At 37.4% G+C, this 23,422-nt stretch carries 24 protein-coding genes; 4 read left to right on the top strand and 20 right to left on the bottom strand.

The window, feature by feature from the left end; genetic code table 11:
- Both yycF and C9J35_RS19000 read right to left on the bottom strand, forming a co-directional pair.
- Window positions 1-714, bottom strand: a complete 714-nt coding sequence (gene yycF / locus C9J35_RS19005) for a response regulator YycF (RefSeq protein WP_010860713.1) — start codon at window positions 712-714, stop codon at window positions 1-3.
- Window positions 715-1,125: 411 nt separating this feature from the next.
- On the bottom strand, window positions 1,126-2,592 hold the full coding sequence (locus C9J35_RS19000; RefSeq protein WP_054768469.1) for a M23 family metallopeptidase: 1,467 nt from the start codon (window positions 2,590-2,592) through the stop codon (window positions 1,126-1,128).
- A gap of 331 nt (window positions 2,593-2,923) precedes the next feature.
- Here C9J35_RS19000 and C9J35_RS18995 point away from each other — a divergent pair, with 331 nt between their 5' ends.
- Window positions 2,924-3,601: a YitT family protein gene (locus C9J35_RS18995; protein ID WP_235616371.1), complete on the top strand. Its 678-nt coding sequence runs from the start codon at window positions 2,924-2,926 to the stop codon at window positions 3,599-3,601.
- Window positions 3,591-4,451 carry a YitT family protein gene (locus tag C9J35_RS18990; RefSeq protein ID WP_107925971.1) on the top strand — a complete coding sequence of 287 codons (861 nt, stop codon included), beginning with the start codon at window positions 3,591-3,593 and terminating at the stop codon, window positions 4,449-4,451. The genes C9J35_RS18995 and C9J35_RS18990 overlap by 11 nt, the downstream gene beginning before the upstream one ends.
- Window positions 4,452-4,666: 215 nt before the next feature.
- Here the strand turns inward: C9J35_RS18990 and C9J35_RS18985 are convergent, their stop codons facing one another.
- The 8 genes from C9J35_RS18985 to rpsF all read right to left on the bottom strand — a co-directional run bounded on the left by C9J35_RS18985 (window position 4,667) and on the right by rpsF (window position 12,584).
- Window positions 4,667-5,956 carry an adenylosuccinate synthase gene (locus tag C9J35_RS18985; RefSeq protein ID WP_054768471.1) on the bottom strand — a complete coding sequence of 430 codons (1,290 nt, stop codon included), beginning with the start codon at window positions 5,954-5,956 and terminating at the stop codon, window positions 4,667-4,669.
- A gap of 304 nt (window positions 5,957-6,260) precedes the next feature.
- Window positions 6,261-7,622, bottom strand: coding sequence for a replicative DNA helicase (gene dnaB / locus C9J35_RS18980; RefSeq protein ID WP_107925969.1), 1,362 nt, complete (start codon window positions 7,620-7,622; stop codon window positions 6,261-6,263).
- 13 nt (window positions 7,623-7,635) lie between these two features.
- Window positions 7,636-8,082, bottom strand: coding sequence for a 50S ribosomal protein L9 (gene rplI / locus C9J35_RS18975; RefSeq protein ID WP_107925967.1), 447 nt, complete (start codon window positions 8,080-8,082; stop codon window positions 7,636-7,638).
- The gene (locus C9J35_RS18970) at window positions 8,079-10,052 is read right to left on the bottom strand and encodes a DHH family phosphoesterase (protein ID WP_107925965.1); all 1,974 of its coding nucleotides are present in this window, start codon (window positions 10,050-10,052) and stop codon (window positions 8,079-8,081) included. Before C9J35_RS18970 ends, rplI begins: the two co-directional genes overlap by 4 nt.
- Before the next feature lie 12 nt (window positions 10,053-10,064).
- Window positions 10,065-11,006: a YybS family protein gene (locus C9J35_RS18965; RefSeq protein WP_054768472.1), complete on the bottom strand. Its 942-nt coding sequence runs from the start codon at window positions 11,004-11,006 to the stop codon at window positions 10,065-10,067.
- A 397-nt stretch (window positions 11,007-11,403) separates the two neighbouring features.
- Entirely contained in the window at window positions 11,404-11,640 is a 237-nt protein-coding gene (gene rpsR / locus C9J35_RS18960) for a 30S ribosomal protein S18 (protein WP_024364646.1), read from the bottom strand.
- A 47-nt stretch (window positions 11,641-11,687) separates the two neighbouring features.
- Window positions 11,688-12,257 carry a single-stranded DNA-binding protein gene (gene ssb, locus C9J35_RS18955; RefSeq protein ID WP_054768473.1) on the bottom strand — a complete coding sequence of 190 codons (570 nt, stop codon included), beginning with the start codon at window positions 12,255-12,257 and terminating at the stop codon, window positions 11,688-11,690.
- A gap of 36 nt (window positions 12,258-12,293) precedes the next feature.
- Window positions 12,294-12,584: a 30S ribosomal protein S6 gene (gene rpsF / locus C9J35_RS18950; RefSeq protein ID WP_054768474.1), complete on the bottom strand. Its 291-nt coding sequence runs from the start codon at window positions 12,582-12,584 to the stop codon at window positions 12,294-12,296.
- Between the two features lie 174 nt (window positions 12,585-12,758).
- On the opposite strand from rpsF, the gene C9J35_RS18945 reads away from it, so the two are divergent.
- Window positions 12,759-13,334, top strand: a complete 576-nt coding sequence (locus C9J35_RS18945) for a DUF3267 domain-containing protein (RefSeq protein ID WP_107925963.1) — start codon at window positions 12,759-12,761, stop codon at window positions 13,332-13,334.
- A 10-nt stretch (window positions 13,335-13,344) separates the two neighbouring features.
- Here the strand turns inward: C9J35_RS18945 and C9J35_RS18940 are convergent, their stop codons facing one another.
- The 4 genes from C9J35_RS18940 to C9J35_RS18925 form a co-directional block, all read right to left on the bottom strand.
- Complete coding sequence (locus C9J35_RS18940; protein WP_107925961.1) at window positions 13,345-13,776, bottom strand: acyl-CoA dehydrogenase family protein; 432 nt, start codon at window positions 13,774-13,776, stop codon at window positions 13,345-13,347.
- Between the two features lie 132 nt (window positions 13,777-13,908).
- Entirely contained in the window at window positions 13,909-15,009 is a 1,101-nt protein-coding gene (gene ychF, locus C9J35_RS18935; protein WP_107925959.1) for a redox-regulated ATPase YchF, read from the bottom strand.
- A 276-nt stretch (window positions 15,010-15,285) separates the two neighbouring features.
- On the bottom strand, window positions 15,286-15,486 hold the full coding sequence (locus C9J35_RS18930) for a DUF951 domain-containing protein (RefSeq protein ID WP_107925957.1): 201 nt from the start codon (window positions 15,484-15,486) through the stop codon (window positions 15,286-15,288).
- Entirely contained in the window at window positions 15,487-16,368 is an 882-nt protein-coding gene (locus C9J35_RS18925) for a mechanosensitive ion channel family protein (protein ID WP_054768477.1), read from the bottom strand.
- 93 nt (window positions 16,369-16,461) lie between these two features.
- Here C9J35_RS18925 and yyaC point away from each other — a divergent pair, with 93 nt between their 5' ends.
- On the top strand, window positions 16,462-17,094 hold the full coding sequence (yyaC, locus tag C9J35_RS18920) for a spore protease YyaC (protein ID WP_107925955.1): 633 nt from the start codon (window positions 16,462-16,464) through the stop codon (window positions 17,092-17,094).
- On the opposite strand, the gene C9J35_RS18915 is transcribed toward yyaC, so the two are convergent.
- The 6 genes from C9J35_RS18915 to mnmG all read right to left on the bottom strand — a co-directional run bounded on the left by C9J35_RS18915 (window position 17,011) and on the right by mnmG (window position 23,410).
- The gene (locus tag C9J35_RS18915; protein WP_107925953.1) at window positions 17,011-17,727 is read right to left on the bottom strand and encodes a DUF554 domain-containing protein; all 717 of its coding nucleotides are present in this window, start codon (window positions 17,725-17,727) and stop codon (window positions 17,011-17,013) included. The two genes, yyaC and C9J35_RS18915, sit on opposite strands and share 84 nt — an antisense overlap.
- A gap of 76 nt (window positions 17,728-17,803) precedes the next feature.
- Entirely contained in the window at window positions 17,804-18,652 is an 849-nt protein-coding gene (locus tag C9J35_RS18910; RefSeq protein WP_107925951.1) for a ParB/RepB/Spo0J family partition protein, read from the bottom strand.
- Window positions 18,645-19,406: a ParA family protein gene (locus C9J35_RS18905; RefSeq protein ID WP_054768478.1), complete on the bottom strand. Its 762-nt coding sequence runs from the start codon at window positions 19,404-19,406 to the stop codon at window positions 18,645-18,647. Before C9J35_RS18905 ends, C9J35_RS18910 begins: the two co-directional genes overlap by 8 nt.
- A gap of 237 nt (window positions 19,407-19,643) precedes the next feature.
- Window positions 19,644-20,543 (bottom strand): nucleoid occlusion protein, encoded by a 900-nt coding sequence (gene noc / locus C9J35_RS18900; RefSeq protein ID WP_107925949.1) that lies wholly within the window; start codon window positions 20,541-20,543, stop codon window positions 19,644-19,646.
- 179 nt (window positions 20,544-20,722) lie between these two features.
- Entirely contained in the window at window positions 20,723-21,439 is a 717-nt protein-coding gene (gene rsmG, locus C9J35_RS18895) for a 16S rRNA (guanine(527)-N(7))-methyltransferase RsmG (protein ID WP_107925947.1), read from the bottom strand.
- A gap of 75 nt (window positions 21,440-21,514) precedes the next feature.
- Window positions 21,515-23,410, bottom strand: coding sequence for a tRNA uridine-5-carboxymethylaminomethyl(34) synthesis enzyme MnmG (gene mnmG, locus C9J35_RS18890; RefSeq protein ID WP_107925945.1), 1,896 nt, complete (start codon window positions 23,408-23,410; stop codon window positions 21,515-21,517).
- Between the last annotated feature and the right edge of the window lie 12 nt (window positions 23,411-23,422).

Below are 23,422 nucleotides of genomic sequence, written 5' to 3'. Positions count from 1 at the left end.
TTACTCCTGTTCAGGATTTCGTAAATAGTAACCTACACCACGCCGTGTCACAATCCACGCTGGGTGACTTGGATTGTCCTCTATTTTTTCACGTAAACGACGAATCGTTACGTCCACAGTACGTACATCACCGAAATAGTCATAACCCCATACGGTCTGTAAAAGATGCTCACGTGTCATCACTTGTCCTATATGTTTACCTAAGTAATGTAATAGTTCGAACTCACGATGCGTAAGTTCAATTGATTCTTCTCGCTTCATCACTAAATAAGCGTCCGGCTGAATAACAAGAGAGCCTACAACAATTTCATTTGATTCTTCCTGTGCTTCTTCTGCAGCTGGAGCCACTACTTGTAAACGACGCATATTGGCTTTCACACGAGCAATCAGTTCCCGTGTACTAAATGGCTTCGTTACATAATCGTCTGCGCCCATCTCTAAGCCCAATACTTTATCAATCTCAGAGCCTTTTGCCGTCAGCATAATAATAGGAAAATCATATTTTTTTCGCACTTCCCTACAAACTTCCATACCATCGCGCTTTGGTAACATTATATCTAATAGCATAAGATCTGGCTGTTCTTCCTCAACCTTCTCTAGCGCTTCATCTCCATCATATGCACAAATAACTTTGTAGCCTTCTTTAATTAAATTAAACTGTAAAATATCTGCGATTGGTTTTTCATCGTCAACAACTAATATCGTTTTGTTCATCCATTCTCTCCCTTTCGCTATTCCTCTATTCTATTGTAAAACAATGTGTGTAAATTATTAATTTTATTTTAGGGTATTTAACACCTGTCTTGTCGCTTTGTTTCCGTACAGAAAGACAGTGGATATTTACGGAAAAAGCTAGTCAACTTTATTCAATGAAGTTAAAAGTCACTACTCTTAACTCTAACATGCTTTTAGCTTCCATGCATTATTCATGATCAGTTTATCTTTTTCGACAATTACTCTAATCCCTCAATTACTTGAGACTATTACATACTAAGTGTAACTTTTTACATAAAATTAAAAGTTTCGCCGAATAAAATCACTTATATTTCTTGGGAAATAACAACTTTTTTATAGTTATATGCAAAAAGACAGCCCAGCGTTTGGACTGCCTTTTATACAAGTTAATTACCGACTAACATAAGATAAAGGATTCACAAGCGCACCATTTTTCTCAACTTCAAAATGTAGATGTGTACCTGTTGAATTTCCAGTAGAACCCATAATTCCAATAACTGAACCCTTTTCAACAACTTGTCCAACCTTTACATCAATAGAAGATAAATGTCCGTATAAAGTCGTATAGCCATTATTATGATTAACAACAATACGATTTCCATAGCTACCTGAAACCCCCGCTGCTACAACAACACCATTATCTGCTGCAAGGATATTGTAGTTGCTAGGGCGAGCAATGTCGATACCTCGATGTTGGGCACCCCAACGTTGGCCCATTTGACTCGAAATATAGCCACCTACTGTTGGCCAAGTAAAATCACCTGTCCCGCGAGAAGAAATAACCTTTGTCCCTACAATTTCGATTTCCTCAACAGGCTGCTGTATGATTGTTTCTTCTAATGCTACTTTTGATGTGCGTGTACCATTTTCAGATGTTAATAAATAGGATGTCTCCTTTTTACCGTCAACACCTTGCTGCTTTATAACTGATTCCCCTTTATACATCGTTGGGTCTTCTTTTATAACCTTCTTAAACGGAATTGTATCTGTAACTTTCTTTTCTTGCTTTACAGCAATTGTTACAAACGGCTTAGCGACAGTGACGTTAATCGCTTGTCCTATTTGCAATACTGTATCCACGGTAATACCAGGATTTAAAGCTAATAACTCAGCAGTTGTTAAGTCATGTTTTTTTGCAACTGATCCTAATACATCACCAGATTGGATGTTATATTTTTCTTGTTCGACGGAGCCTGTCATTAATAATTTCACTGCGTCCTCAGGCGTTAGTATAGCGTTAGGCGCTATTTTTTTTGTGACACCTGAAACTCCTTGTTTAAAGGAAATATCTAAGATTCGCGTTTCACCAGATTGTAAAGCTGGTAAACCATTCATAGCTTGTTGGTCCGCATGAAAACTAGCTAACTCTTGCGGTGAAACATATTGTAGTTTCAACATACGAACAGTTTCTTCATAAGCTTTAGCATCTTTTAAATTAGCAATCGGCTTATTATCTACTAATAATGAAAAAGCTGGCGTTTGTGCTACTAGAGCTTGCTCAACCTTCTCCAATGTTTCTATATCCTTTGTCTCATTACTGAACACTTGCTCTGGTATTATCTTCACAGCTGAGTCAGCATCTATGGCGTATTCTTTGTACTGATTACTTGCTTCTTTTTCTTTTGATGCAATGATTTCCTTAACAGCTTTGTCATCAGATACAGCACCCATATATTTATTGTCGACATAAACGTGGTAGATTTTATGTAACGCTTCTTTATGATTAATTTCTTTGGCATACCCCATATTAATCGTTAAGCTTGCCATCAACACTGCAATAATTGATACCTTTTTAAAAGAAGAAAAATTGTAGGTGAATCTATTGTTTTCTTCTTTGTTATTCCAAGACGAACTCATCAATAAAGCCCCTTCCAACTTTACCCTACTATAGGTTTATTTACCCACAAGGGTTTTTTTGCACCACTATAATGTACCATAAAGAAAATATTGAGTGAATATTTTCTCCCTTTTGTAATGAAAATGTATTATTTATCTACTAATTGTTACATAACTCCTGCTTTTGTTTATTGCTATTCTCTTGTATTTATATTCAATTAATAAGGTTTTTAAACAATTTTATACTTTTTACTTAAATCCTAGACAGTATTTAGACTTATTACTTTTTACTTGATTCATATTTCGATAAAATAGAATAAGGTTACTACACTAGTTGATTGGAGCGATTGATTTGAGTGATTCACAGACCTCTGCACTAGCATCTCAAGCAGAGAAGCCACAGAAAAAGAATAAAGCCCGCAGACTTATAATCAGAACTATTATGGTTATCCTTAGTGCTGTTGTAATGGTTGTAGGACTAGCGTTATTTTTAGTGCCCAACCACATCATGGATAGTGGAATCATTACTGTTTCTAATATCACTTCACATTTATTAAGTTTACCACTTGGTATTTTCATCTTCGTTTTAAACTTACCTGTTATCTTTTTAGGCTATAAACAGCTTGGTAAAACACATGCGCTTTCTATCGGAATTGGAATTACTATACTCTCCGTGGCAACAATTCTCCTACATAATTTAGACCCATATACAAAAGATATACTACTCGCAACAGTATTCGGAGGCATGATTTTAGGAATTGGTGTTAGTATTGTTCGCTCTGATGGTACTATAGACAATACAGCGATTTTGGTGAATTTATATAACGAAAAATTAGCACTCTCGGTCGGCAAAGTTATAACCATTTTTAACTTATGTATGGTAGTTGGTTTTGTGAAGCACACCATGTTTAGTGTTACCCAGAGATTCAAATCTAAGATTATTGAAGGAAGGATATTTTTACGTTCTTTATATGTAGATAACCAATATTTGGTATTAACGAAGAAATCAGGTGTAAATTATGGCAAATAAGCGTAAAGGGGTAAAGTTCGCAACAAGAGTTTTCATGATTATTATTGGCGGGTTGATAGCTGCGTATGGACTAGAAGCAGTATTAATCCCAAATAATGTATCAGATGGTGGTGTTACCGGTCTTAGTATCGTTGGCTCAAAATTATTCGGATTACCATTAGGACTTCTAATTGCAGTGCTAAATATTCCATTCATATTTTTAGGATATAAACAAATTGGTAAAACTTTTGCTATCTTTTCAGTAATTGGTATTCTCTCTCTTGCAATCGGTACAAGCCTTATGCATCATGTACCTACAATTATAGAAGGTGATACGCTGTTAGTGACTGTTGTCGGTGGTATTATCATCGGTTTTGGTATGGGGCTAGCGTTGCGTAATGGTGGGGCATTAGATGGTATTGATATGCTTGCCGTATTACTTTCTCGAAAATTACCATTTGGTACGAGTGATTTAATTCTTTTTTTAAACCTCTTTGTATTCATTATTGTATCAACAGTATTCGGTTTACAGGGTGCAATACTATCGGCAATTGCGTACTTTATAGCTTCCAAAGTAATTCATATCGTTGAAGAAGGTTTAAGTGGTTCTAAAACCTTTAATATTATCACAAGCGAGCCCGAACTAATGGTAGAGACAATTCGCGACCGATTAGGACGAACGGCAACATTTAAAATTGTTCAAGGAGCTTATTCCAATCAACAATTTAAGGAAATCTCTTGTGTCATTAATCGTTTGGAAGATAGTAAAATAAAACAAATTATTCATGAAATTGACCCAACTGCTTTTGTTACAGTATATGAAGTAGTAGAAGTTAAGGGAGGAAATTTCAAAAAACGAGACATTCACTAATTAAAAAGGATATAAATCACAAAAAGACGGGCCATTATTATAGCTCGTCTTTTGTCTTCTCTACATATCATTAGCAGCTTATAAGTTACGTTTATATTTTATTTTTAGCATAAACCAATGTTATTCCAGATGATGCATGTGCTTACCAAAATTCACGAAAGGCCACAATATGAAAAAGAAAGCAATGGTGTCTGTACCATTGCTTTCTTTTAAAATTATGCTTCCCAAATATCTACTAAAACGTTCGTTTGTTCACGAGCAGGACCGACAGAGAAGGTAGCAATTTGAATGCCTGTTAGTTCGCTCACACGCTCTACGTAACGTCGTGCATTCTCTGGTAACTCTTCTAGTGTTCGGCAACCTGTTACATCTTCTGACCATCCTGGAAGTTCTTCATAAATAGGTTCACATTGTTCGATAATATGAAGATTGGCTGGATATTCTGTAATCGTTTCATCTTTATATTTATAGGCTGTACAGATTTTTACTGTCTCTAAACCAGACAAAACATCGATTGAATTAAGCGCAAGATGTGTAATACCACTTACACGACGTGAGTGACGTACGACAACCGTGTCAAACCAACCTACACGACGAGGACGTCCCGTTGTTGTACCATATTCGCGACCAACTTCACGAATTTGCTGACCAACATCATCAAATAATTCTGTTGGGAATGGGCCATCTCCTACACGTGACGTATAAGCTTTACATACACCAATGACACTAGAAACAAGTGATGGGCCAATACCAGCACCAATAGCTACTCCACCTGCAACAGGATTTGAAGAAGTAACAAACGGGTAAGTACCTTGATCGACATCAAGTAAAATACCTTGAGCTCCTTCAAATAATACTTTACCGCCCTCATCTAATACATCATTTAAAATTTTTGAAGTATCAGTTACATACTTAGCAATTTCTTGCCCATAGCCGTAATACTCCTCGAAAATTTCTTCGAATGAAATACCTTCAACTTCATAAAACTTCTCGAATAATTTATTTTTAATGGCTAAATTATGACGTAGTTTTTCTTCAAATATTTCTTTATCTAACAGGTCAGCCATACGGATTCCGATACGTGCAACTTTATCTTGGTAGCATGGACCAATTCCTTTGCAAGTTGTACCGATTTTATTATCGCCACGGCTTTCTTCATCCGCGATATCTTGTTTAATATGATATGGCAAAATAACATGCGCACGATTAGAAATGCGAAGATTATCTGTCTCAATGCCACGCTCCTGTAGTCCTTTTAGTTCTGTTACAAGCGACTTTGGATTAACAACCATACCATTTCCCATTACTGATGTTTTTTCTTTATAGAAAATACCCGATGGAATTAAATGTAGTTTATATGTTTCACCATCAATTTTAATGGTATGTCCTGCATTATCACCACCTGCAAAACGAGCGATTGCATCCGCCTTTTGTGAAAGGAAATCGGTAATTTTGCCTTTCCCTTCATCTCCCCACTGTGTTCCTACAACTACAACTGATGTCATAATCAGCACCTCCGTTAGATACTTACTGCATCTCATTTATCAAGCGTTAATTATTGTAACAATGATAGAAACCCCTAGTCAACAAAAAATAGCCAAAAACACGAACATAAAATCAATTGCCATGATTTAACGTTCGTGTTTAATGACGGAATGATATGAATATTATCTCATTTCCAGATAAAGTGAAACTTCAATCAGTGGGTTTTCTTTCTCCCCACTGCTTGTTAGTTGAACCAATCGGGCTTTTACGGTCAGTTGTGGCCTTCCTAGAGATGGCCTCTTACTGATCGTTAATGCGGGATAACTAATCACGTGGTGGTGGTGGTGGCATTTGTGACCAATCCACGTTAATAAATTTATTGAATTCCTTTTTAAATGCAAGAGTTACAGTACCGGTCGGGCCGTTACGTTGTTTAGCAATAATAATTTCAATCATATTTTTACTTTCAGATTCTTTATCGTAGTAATCATCACGGTATAAGAATGCAACTATGTCGGCATCCTGCTCAATACTTCCCGATTCACGTAAGTCACTCATCATTGGTCGTTTATCTTGTCGTTGCTCAACGCCACGTGAAAGCTGTGATAATGCGATAACAGGTACTTTTAATTCACGCGCCAATCCTTTTAATGAACGCGAAATTTCTGATACTTCCTGTTGACGGTTTTCACCTGGTTTACCACTACCTTGAATTAACTGTAAATAGTCGATTAAAATCATACCGAGGCCATGCTCTTGTGCTAAACGACGACACTTTGCTCGTATTTCATTGATACGTACACCTGGTGTATCGTCAATAAAAATACCTGAATTCGATAAACTACCCATTGCCATAGTTAGTTTACCCCAATCCTCAGTTGTTAAAGCACCCGTACGTAAAACTTGGGCATCAATATTCCCTTCTGCACAAAGCATACGCATAACCAATTGCTCTGCACCCATCTCTAACGAGAATATAGCAACATTTTCACGTGCTTGTACTGCTACACTCTGCGCAACATTAAGTGCAAAGGCAGTTTTCCCTACAGAAGGACGCGCCGCCACAATAATTAAGTCATTACGCTGGAAGCCAGCCGTAATATGGTCTAAATCACGGAAACCTGTAGGAATACCCGTTACATCGCCCTTACGTGATTGTAACTGCTCGATATTATCGAAGGTCTCTACTAAGACGTCTTTGACATGCTTAAAGTCACCTGCGTTTTTACGATTGGCAACTTCCATCATCTTCTTCTCAGCTTCGCCAAGTAGTGCCTCTACTTCGTCCTCCCGTGTATAACCATCTTCCACTATTTTAGTAGCTACTCGTATTAAACGACGCAATAAAGCTTTCTCTTCTACGATTTTAGCGTAGTGGGCAACGTTAGCAGCCGTAGGGACAGCATTGGCGAGCTCTAGTATATAAGATAGCCCGCCAACGTCTTCAATCTCTTTTTTTGCTGATAATTCCTCAGTAACTGTTACAACATCTATCGCTTTTCCCTGATCACTTAAGCGCAGCATTGTTTCAAAAATTTTCTTATGTGCATTTTGATAAAAATCATCTGCTAGAAGAATTTCTGATGCCGTAATTAAAGCTTGTGGTTCTAAGAAAATTGCACCGATAACCGATTGCTCCGCTTCCCGGTTATGCGGTGGAACGCGGTCCATCATCGGTTCGCTCATGGATAGTCGCCCCTTATTCTTCCGTTACATGTACTTTTAATGTCGCTGTTACATCATGGTGTAGTTTCACAGGTACATTTGTAAAACCTAATGCACGAATTCCATCATTTAAAGTCATTTTACGTTTATCAATTTTAATGCCATGTACTTTTTGTAGTGCATCAGCAATTTGCTTTGTAGAAACCGAACCAAATAGTCGGCCACCTTCACCTGATTTTGCTTTTAGCTCCACTGTTAAAGTCTCTACTTTTTCTTTCAATGCTTGTGCTTCAGCTAACTCTGCTGCTGCATTTTTTTCTTCTAATTTTTTTTGACCTTCTAATTGACTCATAGCTTGTGCATTAGCTTCTGCAGCAAAGCCGTTTTTTATAAGGAAATTTTGTGCATAGCCATCTGCTACATTTTTAATTTCCCCTTTTTTCCCTTTACCTTTAACGTCTTTTAAAAATACTACTTTCATGATTCTGAACTCCCTTCGAGTACCTCAAATATGGCCTCTTCTAAATATTTTTTCACTTCATCAATAGTAAGAGCTTCAATTTGGCAGGCTGCATTCGTTAAATGTCCGCCACCGCCGAGCTTTTCCATAATAAGCTGGACATTGATTTCTCCAAGTGATCTTGCACTAATGCCAATCAAGCCATCTGAACGGTGTGCAATGACAAATGAAGCACTAACATCCTTCATTGTTAGTAAAATATCTGCCGTTTGTGCAATTAAGACAGAATCATACACTTTCGAATCTTCACCTACAGCAATGGCAACACCTGGCTTCACGAACTTCACAGTTTGCACTATTTTCGAACGTTCAATATACGTATCCACATCTTCTTTTAATAAACGTTGGACTAAAACTGTATCAGCACCGTTCGTTCGTAAATAAGAAGCTGCCTCAAAGGTACGAGCACCTGTACGCAGTGTGAAACTCTTTGTGTCGACAATAATTCCAGCTAGTAATGCAGTGGCTTCTAGCATATTAATTTTTGCACGTTTAGGCTGATACTCTAATAACTCTGTCACCAGCTCAGCTGTGGATGAAGCATATGGTTCCATATAAACCAGTGTTGGATTTTCTATAAAATCCTCACTGCGGCGGTGATGGTCAATAACAACGACCTTTTCTGCTAATTTTAATAAATATGGATCTATCACTAAATTTGGTTTATGTGTATCAACAATAACGAGCAAGGATTTTTCCGTCATTTTTGCTGCAACCTCTTCTGGTGTTAAGAAGTTTTCATAGAAATCAGACTTTCTTTCAATTTCATTCATTAAACGCGTTACACTGCCGTTTAATTCGTCAAAGTTGATAACGACATAGCCTTTTACATCATTCATTTGTGCCATTTTACGTACACCTACAGAGGCACCAATGGAATCCATATCAGGATTCTTATGTCCCATGACAAACACTTGATCACTATCTTGGATCAAATCACGCAGCGCATGTGAAATGACACGCGCTCTAACACGAGTACGTTTTTCTACAGGATTCGTTTTTCCGCCATAGAATTTGAGCTTCCCTGTAGGTTGCTTGATGGCTACCTGATCACCACCGCGACCTAAAACGAGGTCAAGACTTGATTGTGCTAACTCACCAAGTTCCACCAAGGAAGATGAGCCTGCACCAACACCAATACTAAGCGTTAATGATAGATTTTTCTGTGCTGTTTTTTCACGAATTGTATCTAAAATAGCAAATTTCTTCTTTTCAAGTTCTGTTAAAATTGATTCATTTAATACCGCTAAAAAACGATCCGATGAAATACGTTTTACAAAGATTCCATGTTCCGCAGCCCAATCATTAACAATCGATGTCACCATCGTATTTGTTAAACTACGAGGTTGATCGTCCATCGCTTGCGTAATTTCGTCATAATTATCCACAAATAAAATTGCAATAACTGTACGATCTGCGAAATACTGTTTTTCAATCGCTATTTGCTCAGTTACATCAAAGAAGTATAACAAACGCTCTTCTTCTTTATAGAACACTCGATATTTACGGTCACGAAGGGTAATAGTTGCTTCCTTTGTTTCTTCGGTCTTCATCAGCACATATATATCATCAGATATATTAACAATCCCTTCGCCCACTAATGTCTCCATATTTAAGACGCCTTGCATATATGGGTTCGACCATTCAATCTCAAATTGTTCATTCACTAGCAAAATGCCAATTGGCATTTCAAGCAATGCTTCCTCTCCAACCTTTTTCATGCGGAAGGAAATGGACTCGATATGCTTTTCTGTTTCTTCAAAAGTAACCTGTTCAACTTTCCATGTATAAACCATTATCAGAACAAAACCTATTCCATAACCGAGTCCTATTCCAATATTCCAAATACATAGAAGTACGAACGTCACAATGCCAAAAATAGAAAGAACAAAAAGCGGATAGCGGATTGGTCGTTTTCTAAAAGTCCCCATGAGATCAGCCCCTTAGTCTTTAGTCTTCCCTTTAACAAGTGAACGTACGTCAAAACCTAAATCCACAATACCTAGTAAAATCATGAATGATGATAATGGTATAGCTAATAAACTGGCGATCCATTTCACAGCATTTGGCATTCCTTTTTTGGACATGAAATAATGGATAAAAGAAATCCCTTGTAGGATTAATAATAGCCATAAAATATAAGACACATTTAAAACAATTATATCTAACATTGTTCCAGATTCTGGACGTATAAATAAATTAATGGATAAAACAATCATGTAGTACCATAAAACAGACCGTGGTAAACGCATATTCTGAAATGGTGGAAATTTTGGCACAGCTAGACCTAAGCGTTTTAAAATAGGTAAATTCAACGTAATTATAATGAATGCTACCATAAATGCAAAAATCGTTATTGCTGCAGGGATTGTCAGTTCAATTGTTCTAAACATTACCTCTAATTGTTCTGGTTGAATCGCTACCTGCCCAGTTATACTTTTAGCGAGCTCATTCGATTGCTCATAATTTTCACGAACGATGTCCAAACTCATATCAATCATGTTAATGCCTGCTAAACGCACATAAGCAAGATAGACTAGCGCAGTTGATAATAGTACAGCAATACCTGATGACATGAGTAAATAAAGTTTGCTTTTCTCTAGATGAATCGCATTGCCTATTACTACTCCAAGCAAGCCCATGGTAAAGGCGAACGGTAGCATAGTAACGCCACTCATTAAAACAGTTAAAATACAGCCTACAACAGCTACGAGCATTGATGAGGAACGCTTGTAATTTGCGCTATACCAAGCAATCGGTAATGGGGCAAATAATAAGGCTATCATAAACATAAATGGGATATACGCAGAGATAATCATTAATATCGTAAAAATTGCGACCATCATTGAGCCTTGTACAAGCGCTTTGGTTTGATTATTCGGCATTAAAAACCTTCCTTTTTGTTCAGTCAAACTTTCTAAACTTTATTGTACCATTTTTTCACGTTCTTGAACAAAAAACGCTAAGAACAACTACTTACTTCGTGCTTAATTTTGTAGAACAAATGGCTAAAGTGTCGTTCACACACATTTACAAAATTTCTTCCATTCATAGGGCTTTTTTTGTAGAAAATCGAAATCCTTTTCCATTTCGAATGTGCCTCAACATTTGCCGTAGTAGTTACATATCTGAAACTGCAAACATAATAACTAGTCCACTTCCTAAAGTTAAAAATATGTTTAAGGAGGGCTAGTCACAACAAAAAACCAGCATCCCGATACGAATATCGAAATATGCTGGTTTAGAAATTGATGCAGGGTCTAAACCCTGGCGACATCAATCTTATTTGTCTTCAGATACGAATGGAAGTAATCCCATAATACGAGAAACTTTGATAGCTGAAGTTAATTTACGTTGGTACTTAGCGCTAGTGCCAGTTACGCGACGTGGTAAAATTTTACCGCGCTCAGAAATGAATTTTTTAAGTAAATCCACATCTTTATAGTCGATATGCGTAATGTTATTAGATGTAAAATAGCAAACTTTACGGCGTTTGCGGCCTCCGCGACGTGGTGCCATAGTGTTGTCTCCTCCTTATAAGTTTATAGTTTTTGTAGATAAAAGAATTAGAATGGAAGATCATCCTCTGATACTTCAATCGGTCCCTTGCTGTTAGCAAAAGGATCTTCATCTACACGTGTATAGTTCGGCTGATTCATTGGTGGTTGGTTTTGCTGATAAGAACCGCCGCCAAACGAACCTTGCTGAGGCGCTGCGCCACCAAACTGTTGTTGTGGTTGACCACCGCCATATGACGGTTGGCTATTTGCGTAAGATTGTCCACCGTATTGGTTAGATGCTGGAGCACCTCCACCACTACGAGGTTCTAAAAACTGTACGCTATCTGCAACAACATCAGTTGTATATACACGCTTACCATCTTGTCCTTCATAACTGCCTGTTTGGATACGACCTTCTACTCCAATCAAACTTCCTTTTTTCATGAAGTTCGCTAAGTTTTCAGCCTGTTTACGCCAAGCAACACAACTTATGAAATCTGCTTCTTTTTCACCTTGTTGGTTTGAGAATGTACGGTTTACAGCAACTGTAAATCGAGTAGACGCAATACCATTTGGTGTGTAGCGTAGCTCGGGATCTTTTGTTAGTCTTCCAACTAGTACGACACGGTTTATCATCAGAATACAACCTCCTTTTCAGCATTTTGTTTAAAATTATTTTGCTTCTTCGCGCACTGCAATGTGACGAATGATATCTTCGCTGATGTTAGCAAGACGTGTGTATTCGTTGATTGCTTCTGAAGTAGCGTTTACTTTTACGATTTGGTAGTAACCCTCGCGGAAGTCTTGGATCTCGTAAGCTAAGCGGCGTTTGCCCCACTCTTTTGCTTCGATGACTTCAGCACCGTTAGAAGTTAAGATTTCGTTGAAACGTTCAACTAAAGCTTTCTTCGCTTCGTCTTCAATGTTCGGACGTACGATGTACATTAATTCGTATTTTCTCATCTGTTTACACCTCCTTATGGACTCAGGCTCTCCTGTTTACAGGGAGCAAGGAGCAAGTAATAATTATTACTCACATCAATGAATTGTAACACATAGATATATGTCTTTCAAGTCGCAATCAAAGAATTCATTGGATATAATATATGTAAGTAAGTTCATAGAGGGGGCGTTTTTATGCTACCAGATAAGCAACCTGTTGTGATTGAATTAGATATAAAAAAACTAATGATGGATAATATTGTTGTCACGACTGGTCTTGTCATATTATTTATAGCCATACAATATATTTGTTTAAAAGATTTCCAATTTTCATTTTGGGGGACGTTTAGTGCGAGCATATTATTTGTCGTCCTCTACATTGTACTTATTATACTCCATGAAACCTCTCATCTCATTGGCTTTATGCTCTTTGGTGGTGTGCCGTTTAAATCCTTGAAATATGGGGTTAATTTAGAACTTGGTGTGGCTTATGCAACAACTGATCAGCCACTACCTAATCATGCAATGAAAAAAGCATTGTTGCTACCATTTTGGACAACTGGTATCTTACCGACAATTGCCGGATTTTATTTCAACAGTACTGTGTTGCTACTAGTTGGTGCTTTTTTAATAGCAGGAGCTGTTGGCGATTTTGCCATGTACAAAGAATTACGTAAATACCCAAAAGATGCGCTTGTACAGGATGATCCTCAATACCCAAAGCTATATGTGTATCCTACACACAAAAAAGAGTTATCCAAACAGGATTAATGGGCCAAAATTATGGTGTTAAAAACCCATGTTGAGCCGCCGTGCACAGATTTCGCCAAATACGATTAATCGTAGATGTCTCTATTATTGCATCCATACCAAGGCTTCGAATTATGCTATTAGCAATATTCACACAAGCTACAGCACTTTCTTTGTTAATCTGTGAAAAGTGCTGCAACTCTTCGTCGGTTAACTGATGTCCTTGCTTATGTTGCTGCCAATATGCAGACAACATCGTATAAAATTGCGTTTCAATCTGTTTAAAGTGCTTTAGTTGCTGCTTTATGAACAACAGCTGTATTTCATTGTTTTTTTGTTTAACTAAAATTGATGCCTCTTCTAAAAAATTATCTGTTATACCTAGACAAACATTTAAAAAGGAAGCTTCAGCAAAAGCACCAAATGGAAAGCTATGTACCCAATGACCATAACTACTTTTCACCTTGTTGCTCTATGTCTAAACCACATCTTTGATTTGATATATATTCATAATACGCCTCCTTAGAAAATGAAAATTCAGATAATTATATAGCCAAAAAAGGACAATCTTTTGAGATTGCCCTTTCACCAATTGTTAGACGTTAAAACGGAATAACATAATATCGCCATCTTGTACGATATATTCTTTACCTTCTAGACGTACTTTACCTGCTTCTTTAGCTGCAGCCTGAGAACCAGCCTCTACTAAATCGTTAAAAGCAACTGTTTCCGCACGAATGAATCCACGTTCAAAGTCCGTGTGAATAACACCAGCACATTGTGGCGCCTTCATGCCTTTACGGAATGTCCATGCACGTACCTCTTGTACACCCGCTGTGAAATAAGTTGCCAGACCTAGCAAATCATAAGAAGTACGGATTAATTGATCTAAGCCTGATTCCTTAATACCTAGCTCTTCTAAAAACATAGCTTTTTCTTCATCATCAAGCTCTGAAATTTCTTCTTCAATTTTTGCACAAATTGTAATTACTTGAGCACCTTCAGCTGATGCATATTCACGTACCTTTTGTACATATTCATTATTATCTGCATCTGCAACTTCTTCTTCCGAAACATTGGCAACATAAAGCATTGGTTTAATTGTTAATAGATGTAGACCTTTAATAACCTTTAGCTCATCCTCTGAAAGCTCAGCAGCACGAGCTGGTCTACCGTTCTCAAGTTCTTCTTTAATTTTTAGAAGGATTGGTTCTTCCACCATTGCATCTTTATCTTTTTGTTTTGCCATTTTGCTTACGCGCTGTATACGTTTATCAACAGATTCCAAATCAGCAAGTGCCAGTTCCAAATTAATAACTTCAATATCGTCTATCGGATCAACTCCACCTGATACGTGCGTAATGTTTTCATCTACAAAGCAACGTACGACTTGGCAAATGGCATCAACTTCTCGAATATGAGCAAGGAATTTGTTCCCTAAACCCTCTCCTTTAGATGCACCTTTTACGATACCAGCGATATCCGTAAACTCAAAAGCCGTTGGGACTGTTTTTTTAGGTATTACTAATTCAGTTAGTTTATCTAAACGCGCATCTGGTACTTCGACAATACCTACGTTCGGATCAATCGTTGCGAATGGATAGTTAGCAGCTAATGCTCCTGCCTTTGTAATTGCGTTAAATAATGTCGATTTCCCAATATTTGGTAAACCAACGATTCCAGCTGTTAATGCCATGCATGGACACAACCTTTCTATGTTCTGTTCAAATTTGCTCTTTCATCCGGTACTAAGAACCACTGCATAATGAATACTACGCAAGCTGATTAAGTGGGCGTTTACTAACCTAAAAGCACCCACTACTACAGACCAACATTATGTCGGTCACTATAAGGCGTAGCCACAAGACTTAGCGTTCTTAGCTATAATCGGCAGCATCAGTAATTCATGATTCACTTTATAACCTTATCTATTATATTGATTCGCTATTAAAAAGTCTAATTCACCTTAAAGTTAAGCTTCATTCGCGTATTTTAACACTTTTTTCATTTTTTTCTCAAATTCACGACGTGGAATCATCACACTGTGCTGACACCCTTCACATTTAATGCGTACATCCGCACCCATACGAATAATTTTCCACTCATTTGTGCCACATGGATGTTGTTTTTTCATTTCAACAATATCATTCAAACCAAATTGTTTTGCTTCCATTTATTCGTTTCTCCTTTCTTCTTTTCCACTATTACCATACAGCATCATGTTTGGATAGGCCATTGGAATATTATTTTCCTCAAATAACTTCGTCACATCACGACGAATAGTTCGTGCCACTCCATATTGTTGTTGTGGCAATGTTTCCGCAGCAATACGAATGGTTACCTCGGTACCTTTGACGTTTTGCACACCTAAAAATGCAGGTACTGCTACCAATTCTTCATGTACTTCAGGAAGTGTACTTAAATATTTATTGATAATGGCTTCAGCCCTTTCAAAATTCGCATCTGTTGTCATTTGTAAATCTATAAATATTTTAGAGTTGTTTACAGAATAATTTATGATTTCTCCAATTGATCCATTAGGGATAATAAACTGCTCCCCTGTTGCACCTTTAATTTTCGTTGTACGGAGACCAATTTCTACAACGGTTCCTTCTGCAGCATTAATCTTAATATAATCCCCTACACCGAATTGGTCTTCAAAAATAATAAAAAACCCTGTAATAACATCTTTCACTAAACTCTGTGCACCAAAACCGACAGCTAAACCGACAATTCCAGCTCCAGCAAGTAGACCTGCAACTTTAATATTTAATGAGGACAAAATTGCAATAATTGCTGAGAAATACACCACATAAGAAATGACACTTTGTAGTAATCTAGCAATTGTGCGTTGACGACGCTCTGAGTGGTTCAGCGGTGAACGCATACGTAATAAAAACACCTTATTGATAAACTTTTTACCTAAACGTACAACAATCAACGATACAATTAAGATTAATGCAATCTCAACAGTTGCATCAACAACCTTCTCCCAGAATGCTTCTGATGTCAGTTTATTGTAATATCTCTCCAGCATTTTTGTGTTAAATTCCATTATTACCACCTCTTGAATAACTTGCTAAAAATTTGCGTATACTGCATAAAAATTGAGCACTTCTTACAAATAAAAAGGAAAGTGAGTTTTTTTATGAATACTATACCAGATTTAGTACTACCTTATTCGCTTCATCATGAAAGTAAAAATGCTGTTTGGCAATTGAGTACATTATTTTTAGAATATATACCTTTTCAACACGAGCGCCTAATTTTTTGCTGTATTGGTAGTGACCGTTGTACAGGTGACACACTTGGACCTTTAACAGGTAGCTTTCTAAAAAAATCCGTTAGTTTTCCCTATGAAGTTGTAGGATCTCTGGAAGATCCGTTACATGCCCTGAATTTAGATGCCACACTACAACAGCTACACCATCATACTACGAAACCTTTCATCATTGCGATTGATGCATGTCTCGGAAGTGAACATAATATTGGCCATATCGCCGTACAGAACGGACCTATTTTGCCTGGGAAGGCTGTAAAAAAACAATTGCCCCCAATCGGCGACATCTCCGTTAAAGGGATTGTCAATATTGGAGGCTTTATGGAAATGCTTGTTTTACAAAATACAAGGCTGCATATCTCTTATGCAATGGCTGAAAAACTTTCTAGAGCACTCCTACTGGCTGCACATCGCTATTCATTGAAAAGGATAGATGACGCCGACCATAATACCGACAACGACAATACCCGGCAGCAAGTTAGCAGCCTTGATCTTGGTTAAGCCTGCTATATTTAAGCCAATCGCTAATATCATGACACCACCAACAGCGGTCATTTCTGTAATGAACATTTGTAGTGCTGCATCTGGAATATAAGCACTTATAACGCCTGCACAAAGGGCAATTATCCCTTGGTAAATGAATACGGGCACTGCAGATAACAGTACACCGATACCTAAAGTGGATGCTAAAATAATGGAAGTAAAACCATCGATAATTCCTTTCGTTATTAGCACATTATGATCATTGCGTAAACCGCTATCGAGCGCACCTATTACGGCCATCGATCCAACAACAAATATTAGCGAGGCAGTGACAAAGCCCTCAGCGATACTAATTTGATTGTCATCCGTGCGATTTTTACTGAATAATGACTCTACCCACTGGCCTAGTCGATTCATCTGCTTATCTAAATCTAACCATTCTCCTATTGCAGTACCTACTACTAGACTTACCACTAAAATAATAAAATTATCACTTACAAAGCCCATTTTTATCCCTAATAAGGCAACCGCTAAACCAATAATCGATAATACGGTAGATTTCATTGATTCAGGAATATTTTTAAAAATACGTCCCACTAATGCACCTGCTATAATGAGCAATGCATTAATTAATGCCCCTAGTAATACCACAATCTAGCCTTCCCTCTCTAGAAAAATAGAGAGCGCCTAGTATTTTGGCGCTCTGATTACATTATAGGATTTTTTTCTATTCTTCCTGTAAATTCAAAATTTCTAAAATACGCTCTAAATCATCTTCAGAGTAAAATTCAATTTCAATTTTCCCCTTATTATTGGCCTTTTTAATTTGGACATTTGTTCCAAAATAATCGCGTAATTGCGATTCTTTAGCCGCAACAAATATATCCTTTTTCTTCGGCTGCACTGTTTCACGTGAAACTTCTTCGTTTAAAGTTTGCACAAGCATTTCCACTTGGCGAACATTTAAGCCCTGTTTTATTACCTTAACTGCAACTTCGGGAATTTTTCTTTTATTTTTTAGGCCCAGTAATGCTCTCCCCTGCCCCATTGATAATGTCCCCTCATTCATCAGGGCACGAACATCAGCTGGCAGAGCTAATAAACGAACATGATTGGCTATATGTGGTCTGCTCTTCCCTAAGCGTTTGGATAGCTCTTCTTGTGTTAAATGTAGATTCTCCATTAAACTTTGATAAGCTTCAGCCTCTTCAATAACGGTTAAATCTTCACGTTGAAGATTCTCTAAAATCGCTAATTCCATCATTTGAGCATCTGTTAGCTCTTTAATAATTGCTGGAATCACATCTAAACCGGCTATCATTGACGCCCTAAAACGACGTTCCCCTGCAACGATCTCATATTTTCTAGCCTTTTTTCGTAACGCAATTGGCTGTAAAATACCATGTTCTCGAATAGAGTCTGCTAATTCTTGCAATGTTTCTTCATCGAATATTTTGCGTGGCTGAAAAGGGTTTGCAACGATTTGCTCTAATTGTACTTCTTCTACTTGTCCGCTTTGTTCTAGGGACTCTCCCGGAAACAACGCTCCAATGCCTTTCCCTAAACCTTTAGCCATTTTTAATCACTTCCCTCGCCATCTCTAAATACACTTCCGCACCTCTTGATTTTGCATCATAAATGATAATAGGCTGACCATGGCTAGGCGCCTCACTTAGTCGCACATTACGAGGAATAATTGTTTTATATACTTTATCTTGAAAGTATTTTTTTACTTCATCAATAACTTGTAAACCTAAATTCGTCCGTGCATCAAGCATCGTCAATAATACTCCATCAATATATAACTGCTGGTTTAAATGCTTTTGCACTAGACGTACTGTGGACAATAATTGACTCAATCCCTCTAATGCGTAATACTCGCATTGAACGGGAATAATGAGTGCATCCGATGCCGTTAAAGCATTAATAGTTAGAAGTCCTAATGAGGGTGGACAATCAATAATAATATAATCAAACTGCTCTTTTACATCTTGTAGTGCGTGCTTTAAACGTACTTCCCGTGAAATTGTTGACACTAATTCAATCTCAGCCCCTGCGAGTGAGATAGTCGCGGGAACAATAGACAAGTTTTCTACATTTGTTTCTTGAATGACATTTTCAACATTTTCATCGTCAATTAACACATCATAGATACAACTTTGTATTTCTCCTTTATTAATGCCCAGTCCACTTGTTGTATTGCCTTGTGGATCTGTATCAATTAATAGCACTTTCTTTCCTAAGTATGCTAGACAAGCGCTCAAATTGACCGATGTCGTTGTTTTACCTACGCCACCCTTTTGATTGGCGATTGCTATAATTCTACCCATTTAAAAGCACCTGCTTTCATCTATCAAAGTTTGCTTTGACAAATCCATTTGTAAAATCATTGTTTAATACCGCTATCTTAACTCTCATTCTATCAAAAAAACACAACAGAGTTGTATAAAATATTAAGAATATATACAAAAAAGGAGACATCTTAGAAATATTACTAAGATGTCTCCCCTATAAAAAGCATGTAGCTCCAGAAAAATGTTTTTCTAAGATAATTTCAAGGTAATCAATTAAGACTTTTTCTTTTTAGGAATTTTTACTGTAATTTGGTAATAATCCTCTGTATCTTCTTCTTCAGTATTTACAGTTATACCACTTTTCGTCACCATAGATAACGATTGCTTGATGGTATTTAAGGCAATACGAACATCTTTACTAATAGCCTTTCTCTTTGGCTTAGCCTTTTTCGGAGTTGTTTCTTCCTGTTCCACTGCCTCAGGGAATAATAACATATGAATATGTTCTTCTAACTGACGAACATTCCAATCATTGTCAAGCGTTTGCTGTAAAATTTCTAATTGTCGCGGCTGATCTTTAATAGCAATTAATGCACGTGCATGTCTTTCTGAAATGCTGCGCTTCAAAATAGCTTGCTGCACTTCTTCAGGAAGCTTTAATAAACGTAATTTATTGGCTACCGTGGATTGTCCTTTTCCAAGTCGTTGGGCTAGTGCTTCTTGTGTAAGCTCATGAAGCTCTAATAATTTTTGATAGGCTACCGCTTCTTCAATTGCAGTTAACTCTTCACGTTGAAGATTTTCAATTAACGCAATGGAAGCTGTCTCCTTATCACTTAAGTTTCGTACAATCGCGGGAACTTCTGTCCATTGTAGCTTTTTCATTGCTCGATAACGACGCTCACCAGCAATGATTTCATATTGATTCTCTGCTGTACTACGTACAACAATTGGTTGAATTACACCATGTGTATGAATGGTTCTTGATAATTCTTCAATTTTTTCATCATCAAAAATAGTACGTGGCTGAAAACGGTTTGGCACAATTTGATCGATTGGAAGCTTAATGACCTCTTCTGCAGCATGAACCGCCTCTGCTTGTTCTACTTCATTTTTCACAATAGGCTCTGCTTTATTTCCGCCTCCAAAAAAACGTGAAAAAGGACTTTTCATCCAAGTGGCACCACCTTTAAGTAACTATCTTGCTCTGTGTCATTCTATTATTATTTATTATATTTCCTAAAATGTATATAGTTCATAGATGTCATTTGCGTGAACCATCCCTAACTAGTATGTATGCTCAAAATAGAAAAATTATTTTCCATCTTGAGAAGTTTCACATGAAACACTAATTATTGAATTGGTGTTTTATTTGGTACACCTGGTTTACGCGGATATTTTTTCGGTGTTCCTTTTATTTTATCAAATATATATAAAGTTCGTTCACTTTCTTCAACAGGTAGAAGGAAAGAAAATTCTTCTCTTAGTGTCACGCCAAATGTAGCCAATGCTTTTTTGGCATCTTTCAATTCTTCTGCGCCTGCTGCGGCCTTTAAAGCAACAAAATAGCCACCTTGTTTTGCTAATGGTACACATAGCTCGGACAATACTGACAAACGTGCTACTGCGCGAGCTGTGACAACATCAAATTGCTCACGATATTTTACATTTTGTCCAAATTCTTCTGCACGAGCATGGACAAAGTGCATATGCTCTAATTGTAATTCATCGCTCAAATGATTTAAAAATGTTATTCGTTTATTTAAAGAATCTACAATCGTTACATGTAAATGTGGGAAACAGATTTTAATCGGAATGCTTGGGAAGCCAGCACCTGCACCAACATCACATACAGTTGTTACTTGTGTAAAATCAAAATAAAATGAGGCACTAATCGAATCGTAGAAATGTTTTAAATAAACGCCCTCTATATCCGTAATAGCCGTTAAGTTCATCTTCTCATTCCACTCTACAAGCAGTTCAAAATATTTCTTAAATTGCGCGATTTGCTTGTCAGAAAGTTCGATGCCCTTCTCCTTTAATGCCTCAATAAATTGTTGTTCGTTCATGTAAAGTCTCCTTTTTAAAAATAGGAAGCGGGCACAAAGGTATGCCCGCCTCTTATTCACTTTACTGTTGCTCTATTATTCGCCGCTTACACGCGCAATTTTACCTTGTTCAATATAAACTAGTAAAATTGAAATATCTGCTGGATTTACGCCAGAAATACGTGATGCTTGTGCAAGAGAAAGTGGCGTTACTTGTTTTAATTTTTGTCGTGCTTCAGTAGCTAGACCCGAAATTGCATCATAATCAATATTTTCAGGGATTTTTTTATTCTCCATTTTATGAAGCTTTTCAACTTGTTGCAATGCCTTTTCAATATAACCTTCATATTTTAACTGAATTTCAACTTGTTCCTTCACTTCATCCGTAAATTCAATATCAGCTGGTATTAAAGAAGAAATTAAATCATAATGCATTTCAGGACGTTTTAACAGATCTGCTCCCCGAATGCCATCTTTAAGTTCGCTACCACCGACAGAGCGGATGGCAGATTGTGTTGCTTCATTTGGTTTAATAATGACTTCACGAAGACGGGCTATTTCATTTTCAATAAGTTCCTTTTTCTCCGTGAATTTTGAAAAACGGTCTTCAGAAAGCATCCCAATCTTGTATGCTCTCTCCATTAAACGTAAATCAGCATTATCATGGCGAAGTAGCAGACGATATTCAGCGCGAGATGTCAGTAAACGGTACGGCTCATTTGTCCCTTTTGTAACTAGGTCATCGATTAGTACCCCAATATAAGCATCTGAACGGCTTAAAATCAATTCTTCTTTACCAAGTACATTTGCAGCGGCATTCATCCCTGCCATTAAACCTTGTGCAGCAGCTTCTTCATAACCTGATGTTCCGTTAATTTGACCAGCTGTATACAAGCCTTTAATGCGTTTTGTTTCTAATGTTGGCCATAATTGTGTTGGCACAATTGCATCATACTCAATTGCATAGCCTGCACGCATCATTTCTGCTTTTTCTAAACCAGGAATAGATTGTACTAAACGTTTTTGCACATGCTCAGGTAAGCTTGTTGATAATCCCTGTACATACACTTCACGAGTATTGCGACCTTCTGGCTCTAAGAAAATTTGATGGCGCGGCTTATCATTAAATCGCACAACTTTGTCTTCAATTGACGGGCAATAACGTGGACCTGTGCCCTTAATCATGCCTGAGTACATCGGTGAAAGATGTAAATTGGCCTCAATAATTTCATGCGTTTGCAAACTTGTATAAGTTAGCCAACACGGTAGTTGATCCATGATGAATTCAGTAGTTTCAAAGCTAAATGCACGTGGTACATCGTCTCCTGGTTGCATCTCTGTTTTAGAATAATCAATTGTTCGATTGTTCACACGTGGAGGTGTACCGGTTTTAAAGCGCACAAGCTCAAAACCTAGATCTTTTAAATTATCTGCTAAGCCAATTGATGGCTGTTGGTTATTTGGACCACTTGAATACTTCACATCTCCGATAATAATTTCACCACGTAAGAATGTGCCTGTAGTGACAACAACTGTTTTAGCACGATAAATGGCGCCGATTTGAGTGATTACCCCTTTTACTTCGCCTTCTTCTACAATCAGTTCCTCCACCATTGCTTGGTGAATTGTTAAATTTTCATTTTCTTCTAATACACGTTTCATCTCATGTTGGTACAATACTTTGTCTGCTTGTGCACGTAATGCACGTACAGCAGGACCTTTTCCTGTATTTAGCATGCGCATTTGTATATGCGTTTTATCGATAACTTTTCCCATGACGCCACCAAGTGCATCAATTTCACGGACGACGATTCCTTTAGCAGGACCACCAATTGATGGATTACATGGCATAAAGGCAATCATATCTAAATTAATTGTTAGCATCAGTGTGTTAGCACCCATTTTGGCAGCAGCATAAGCAGCTTCTGAGCCTGCATGGCCTGCACCAATTACAATTACATCAAACGTGCCTGCCTCGTATTGTGTTGGCATGCTCGTATCTTC

The organism is Lysinibacillus parviboronicapiens (assembly GCF_003049575.1).
Classification (GTDB): domain Bacteria; phylum Bacillota; class Bacilli; order Bacillales_A; family Planococcaceae; genus Lysinibacillus; species Lysinibacillus parviboronicapiens.
This window is presented reverse-complemented; position numbering and strand designations above follow the sequence as displayed.

What these genes read in the sequence shown, in the direction of transcription:
- yycF (WP_010860713.1), bottom strand. Translation starts at nt 714, where the DNA reads ATGAACAAAACGATATTAGTTGTTGACGATGAAAAACCAATCGCAGAT.
- C9J35_RS19000 (WP_054768469.1), bottom strand. Translation starts at nt 2,592, where the DNA reads ATGAGTTCGTCTTGGAATAACAAAGAAGAAAACAATAGATTCACCTAC.
- C9J35_RS18990 (WP_107925971.1), top strand. Translation starts at nt 3,591, where the DNA reads ATGGCAAATAAGCGTAAAGGGGTAAAGTTCGCAACAAGAGTTTTCATG.
- C9J35_RS18985 (WP_054768471.1), bottom strand. Translation starts at nt 5,956, where the DNA reads ATGACATCAGTTGTAGTTGTAGGAACACAGTGGGGAGATGAAGGGAAA.
- dnaB (WP_107925969.1), bottom strand. Translation starts at nt 7,622, where the DNA reads ATGAGCGAACCGATGATGGACCGCGTTCCACCGCATAACCGGGAAGCG.
- rplI (WP_107925967.1), bottom strand. Translation starts at nt 8,082, where the DNA reads ATGAAAGTAGTATTTTTAAAAGACGTTAAAGGTAAAGGGAAAAAAGGG.
- C9J35_RS18970 (WP_107925965.1), bottom strand. Translation starts at nt 10,052, where the DNA reads ATGGGGACTTTTAGAAAACGACCAATCCGCTATCCGCTTTTTGTTCTT.
- C9J35_RS18965 (WP_054768472.1), bottom strand. Translation starts at nt 11,006, where the DNA reads ATGCCGAATAATCAAACCAAAGCGCTTGTACAAGGCTCAATGATGGTC.
- rpsR (WP_024364646.1), bottom strand. Translation starts at nt 11,640, where the DNA reads ATGGCACCACGTCGCGGAGGCCGCAAACGCCGTAAAGTTTGCTATTTT.
- ssb (WP_054768473.1), bottom strand. Translation starts at nt 12,257, where the DNA reads ATGATAAACCGTGTCGTACTAGTTGGAAGACTAACAAAAGATCCCGAG.
- rpsF (WP_054768474.1), bottom strand. Translation starts at nt 12,584, where the DNA reads ATGAGAAAATACGAATTAATGTACATCGTACGTCCGAACATTGAAGAC.
- C9J35_RS18945 (WP_107925963.1), top strand. Translation starts at nt 12,759, where the DNA reads ATGCTACCAGATAAGCAACCTGTTGTGATTGAATTAGATATAAAAAAA.
- ychF (WP_107925959.1), bottom strand. Translation starts at nt 15,009, where the DNA reads ATGGCATTAACAGCTGGAATCGTTGGTTTACCAAATATTGGGAAATCG.
- C9J35_RS18930 (WP_107925957.1), bottom strand. Translation starts at nt 15,486, where the DNA reads ATGGAAGCAAAACAATTTGGTTTGAATGATATTGTTGAAATGAAAAAA.
- C9J35_RS18925 (WP_054768477.1), bottom strand. Translation starts at nt 16,368, where the DNA reads ATGGAATTTAACACAAAAATGCTGGAGAGATATTACAATAAACTGACA.
- yyaC (WP_107925955.1), top strand. Translation starts at nt 16,462, where the DNA reads ATGAATACTATACCAGATTTAGTACTACCTTATTCGCTTCATCATGAA.
- C9J35_RS18910 (WP_107925951.1), bottom strand. Translation starts at nt 18,652, where the DNA reads ATGGCTAAAGGTTTAGGGAAAGGCATTGGAGCGTTGTTTCCGGGAGAG.
- C9J35_RS18905 (WP_054768478.1), bottom strand. Translation starts at nt 19,406, where the DNA reads ATGGGTAGAATTATAGCAATCGCCAATCAAAAGGGTGGCGTAGGTAAA.
- noc (WP_107925949.1), bottom strand. Translation starts at nt 20,543, where the DNA reads ATGAAAAGTCCTTTTTCACGTTTTTTTGGAGGCGGAAATAAAGCAGAG.
- rsmG (WP_107925947.1), bottom strand. Translation starts at nt 21,439, where the DNA reads ATGAACGAACAACAATTTATTGAGGCATTAAAGGAGAAGGGCATCGAA.
- mnmG (WP_107925945.1), bottom strand. Translation starts at nt 23,410, where the DNA reads ATGCCAACACAATACGAGGCAGGCACGTTTGATGTAATTGTAATTGGT.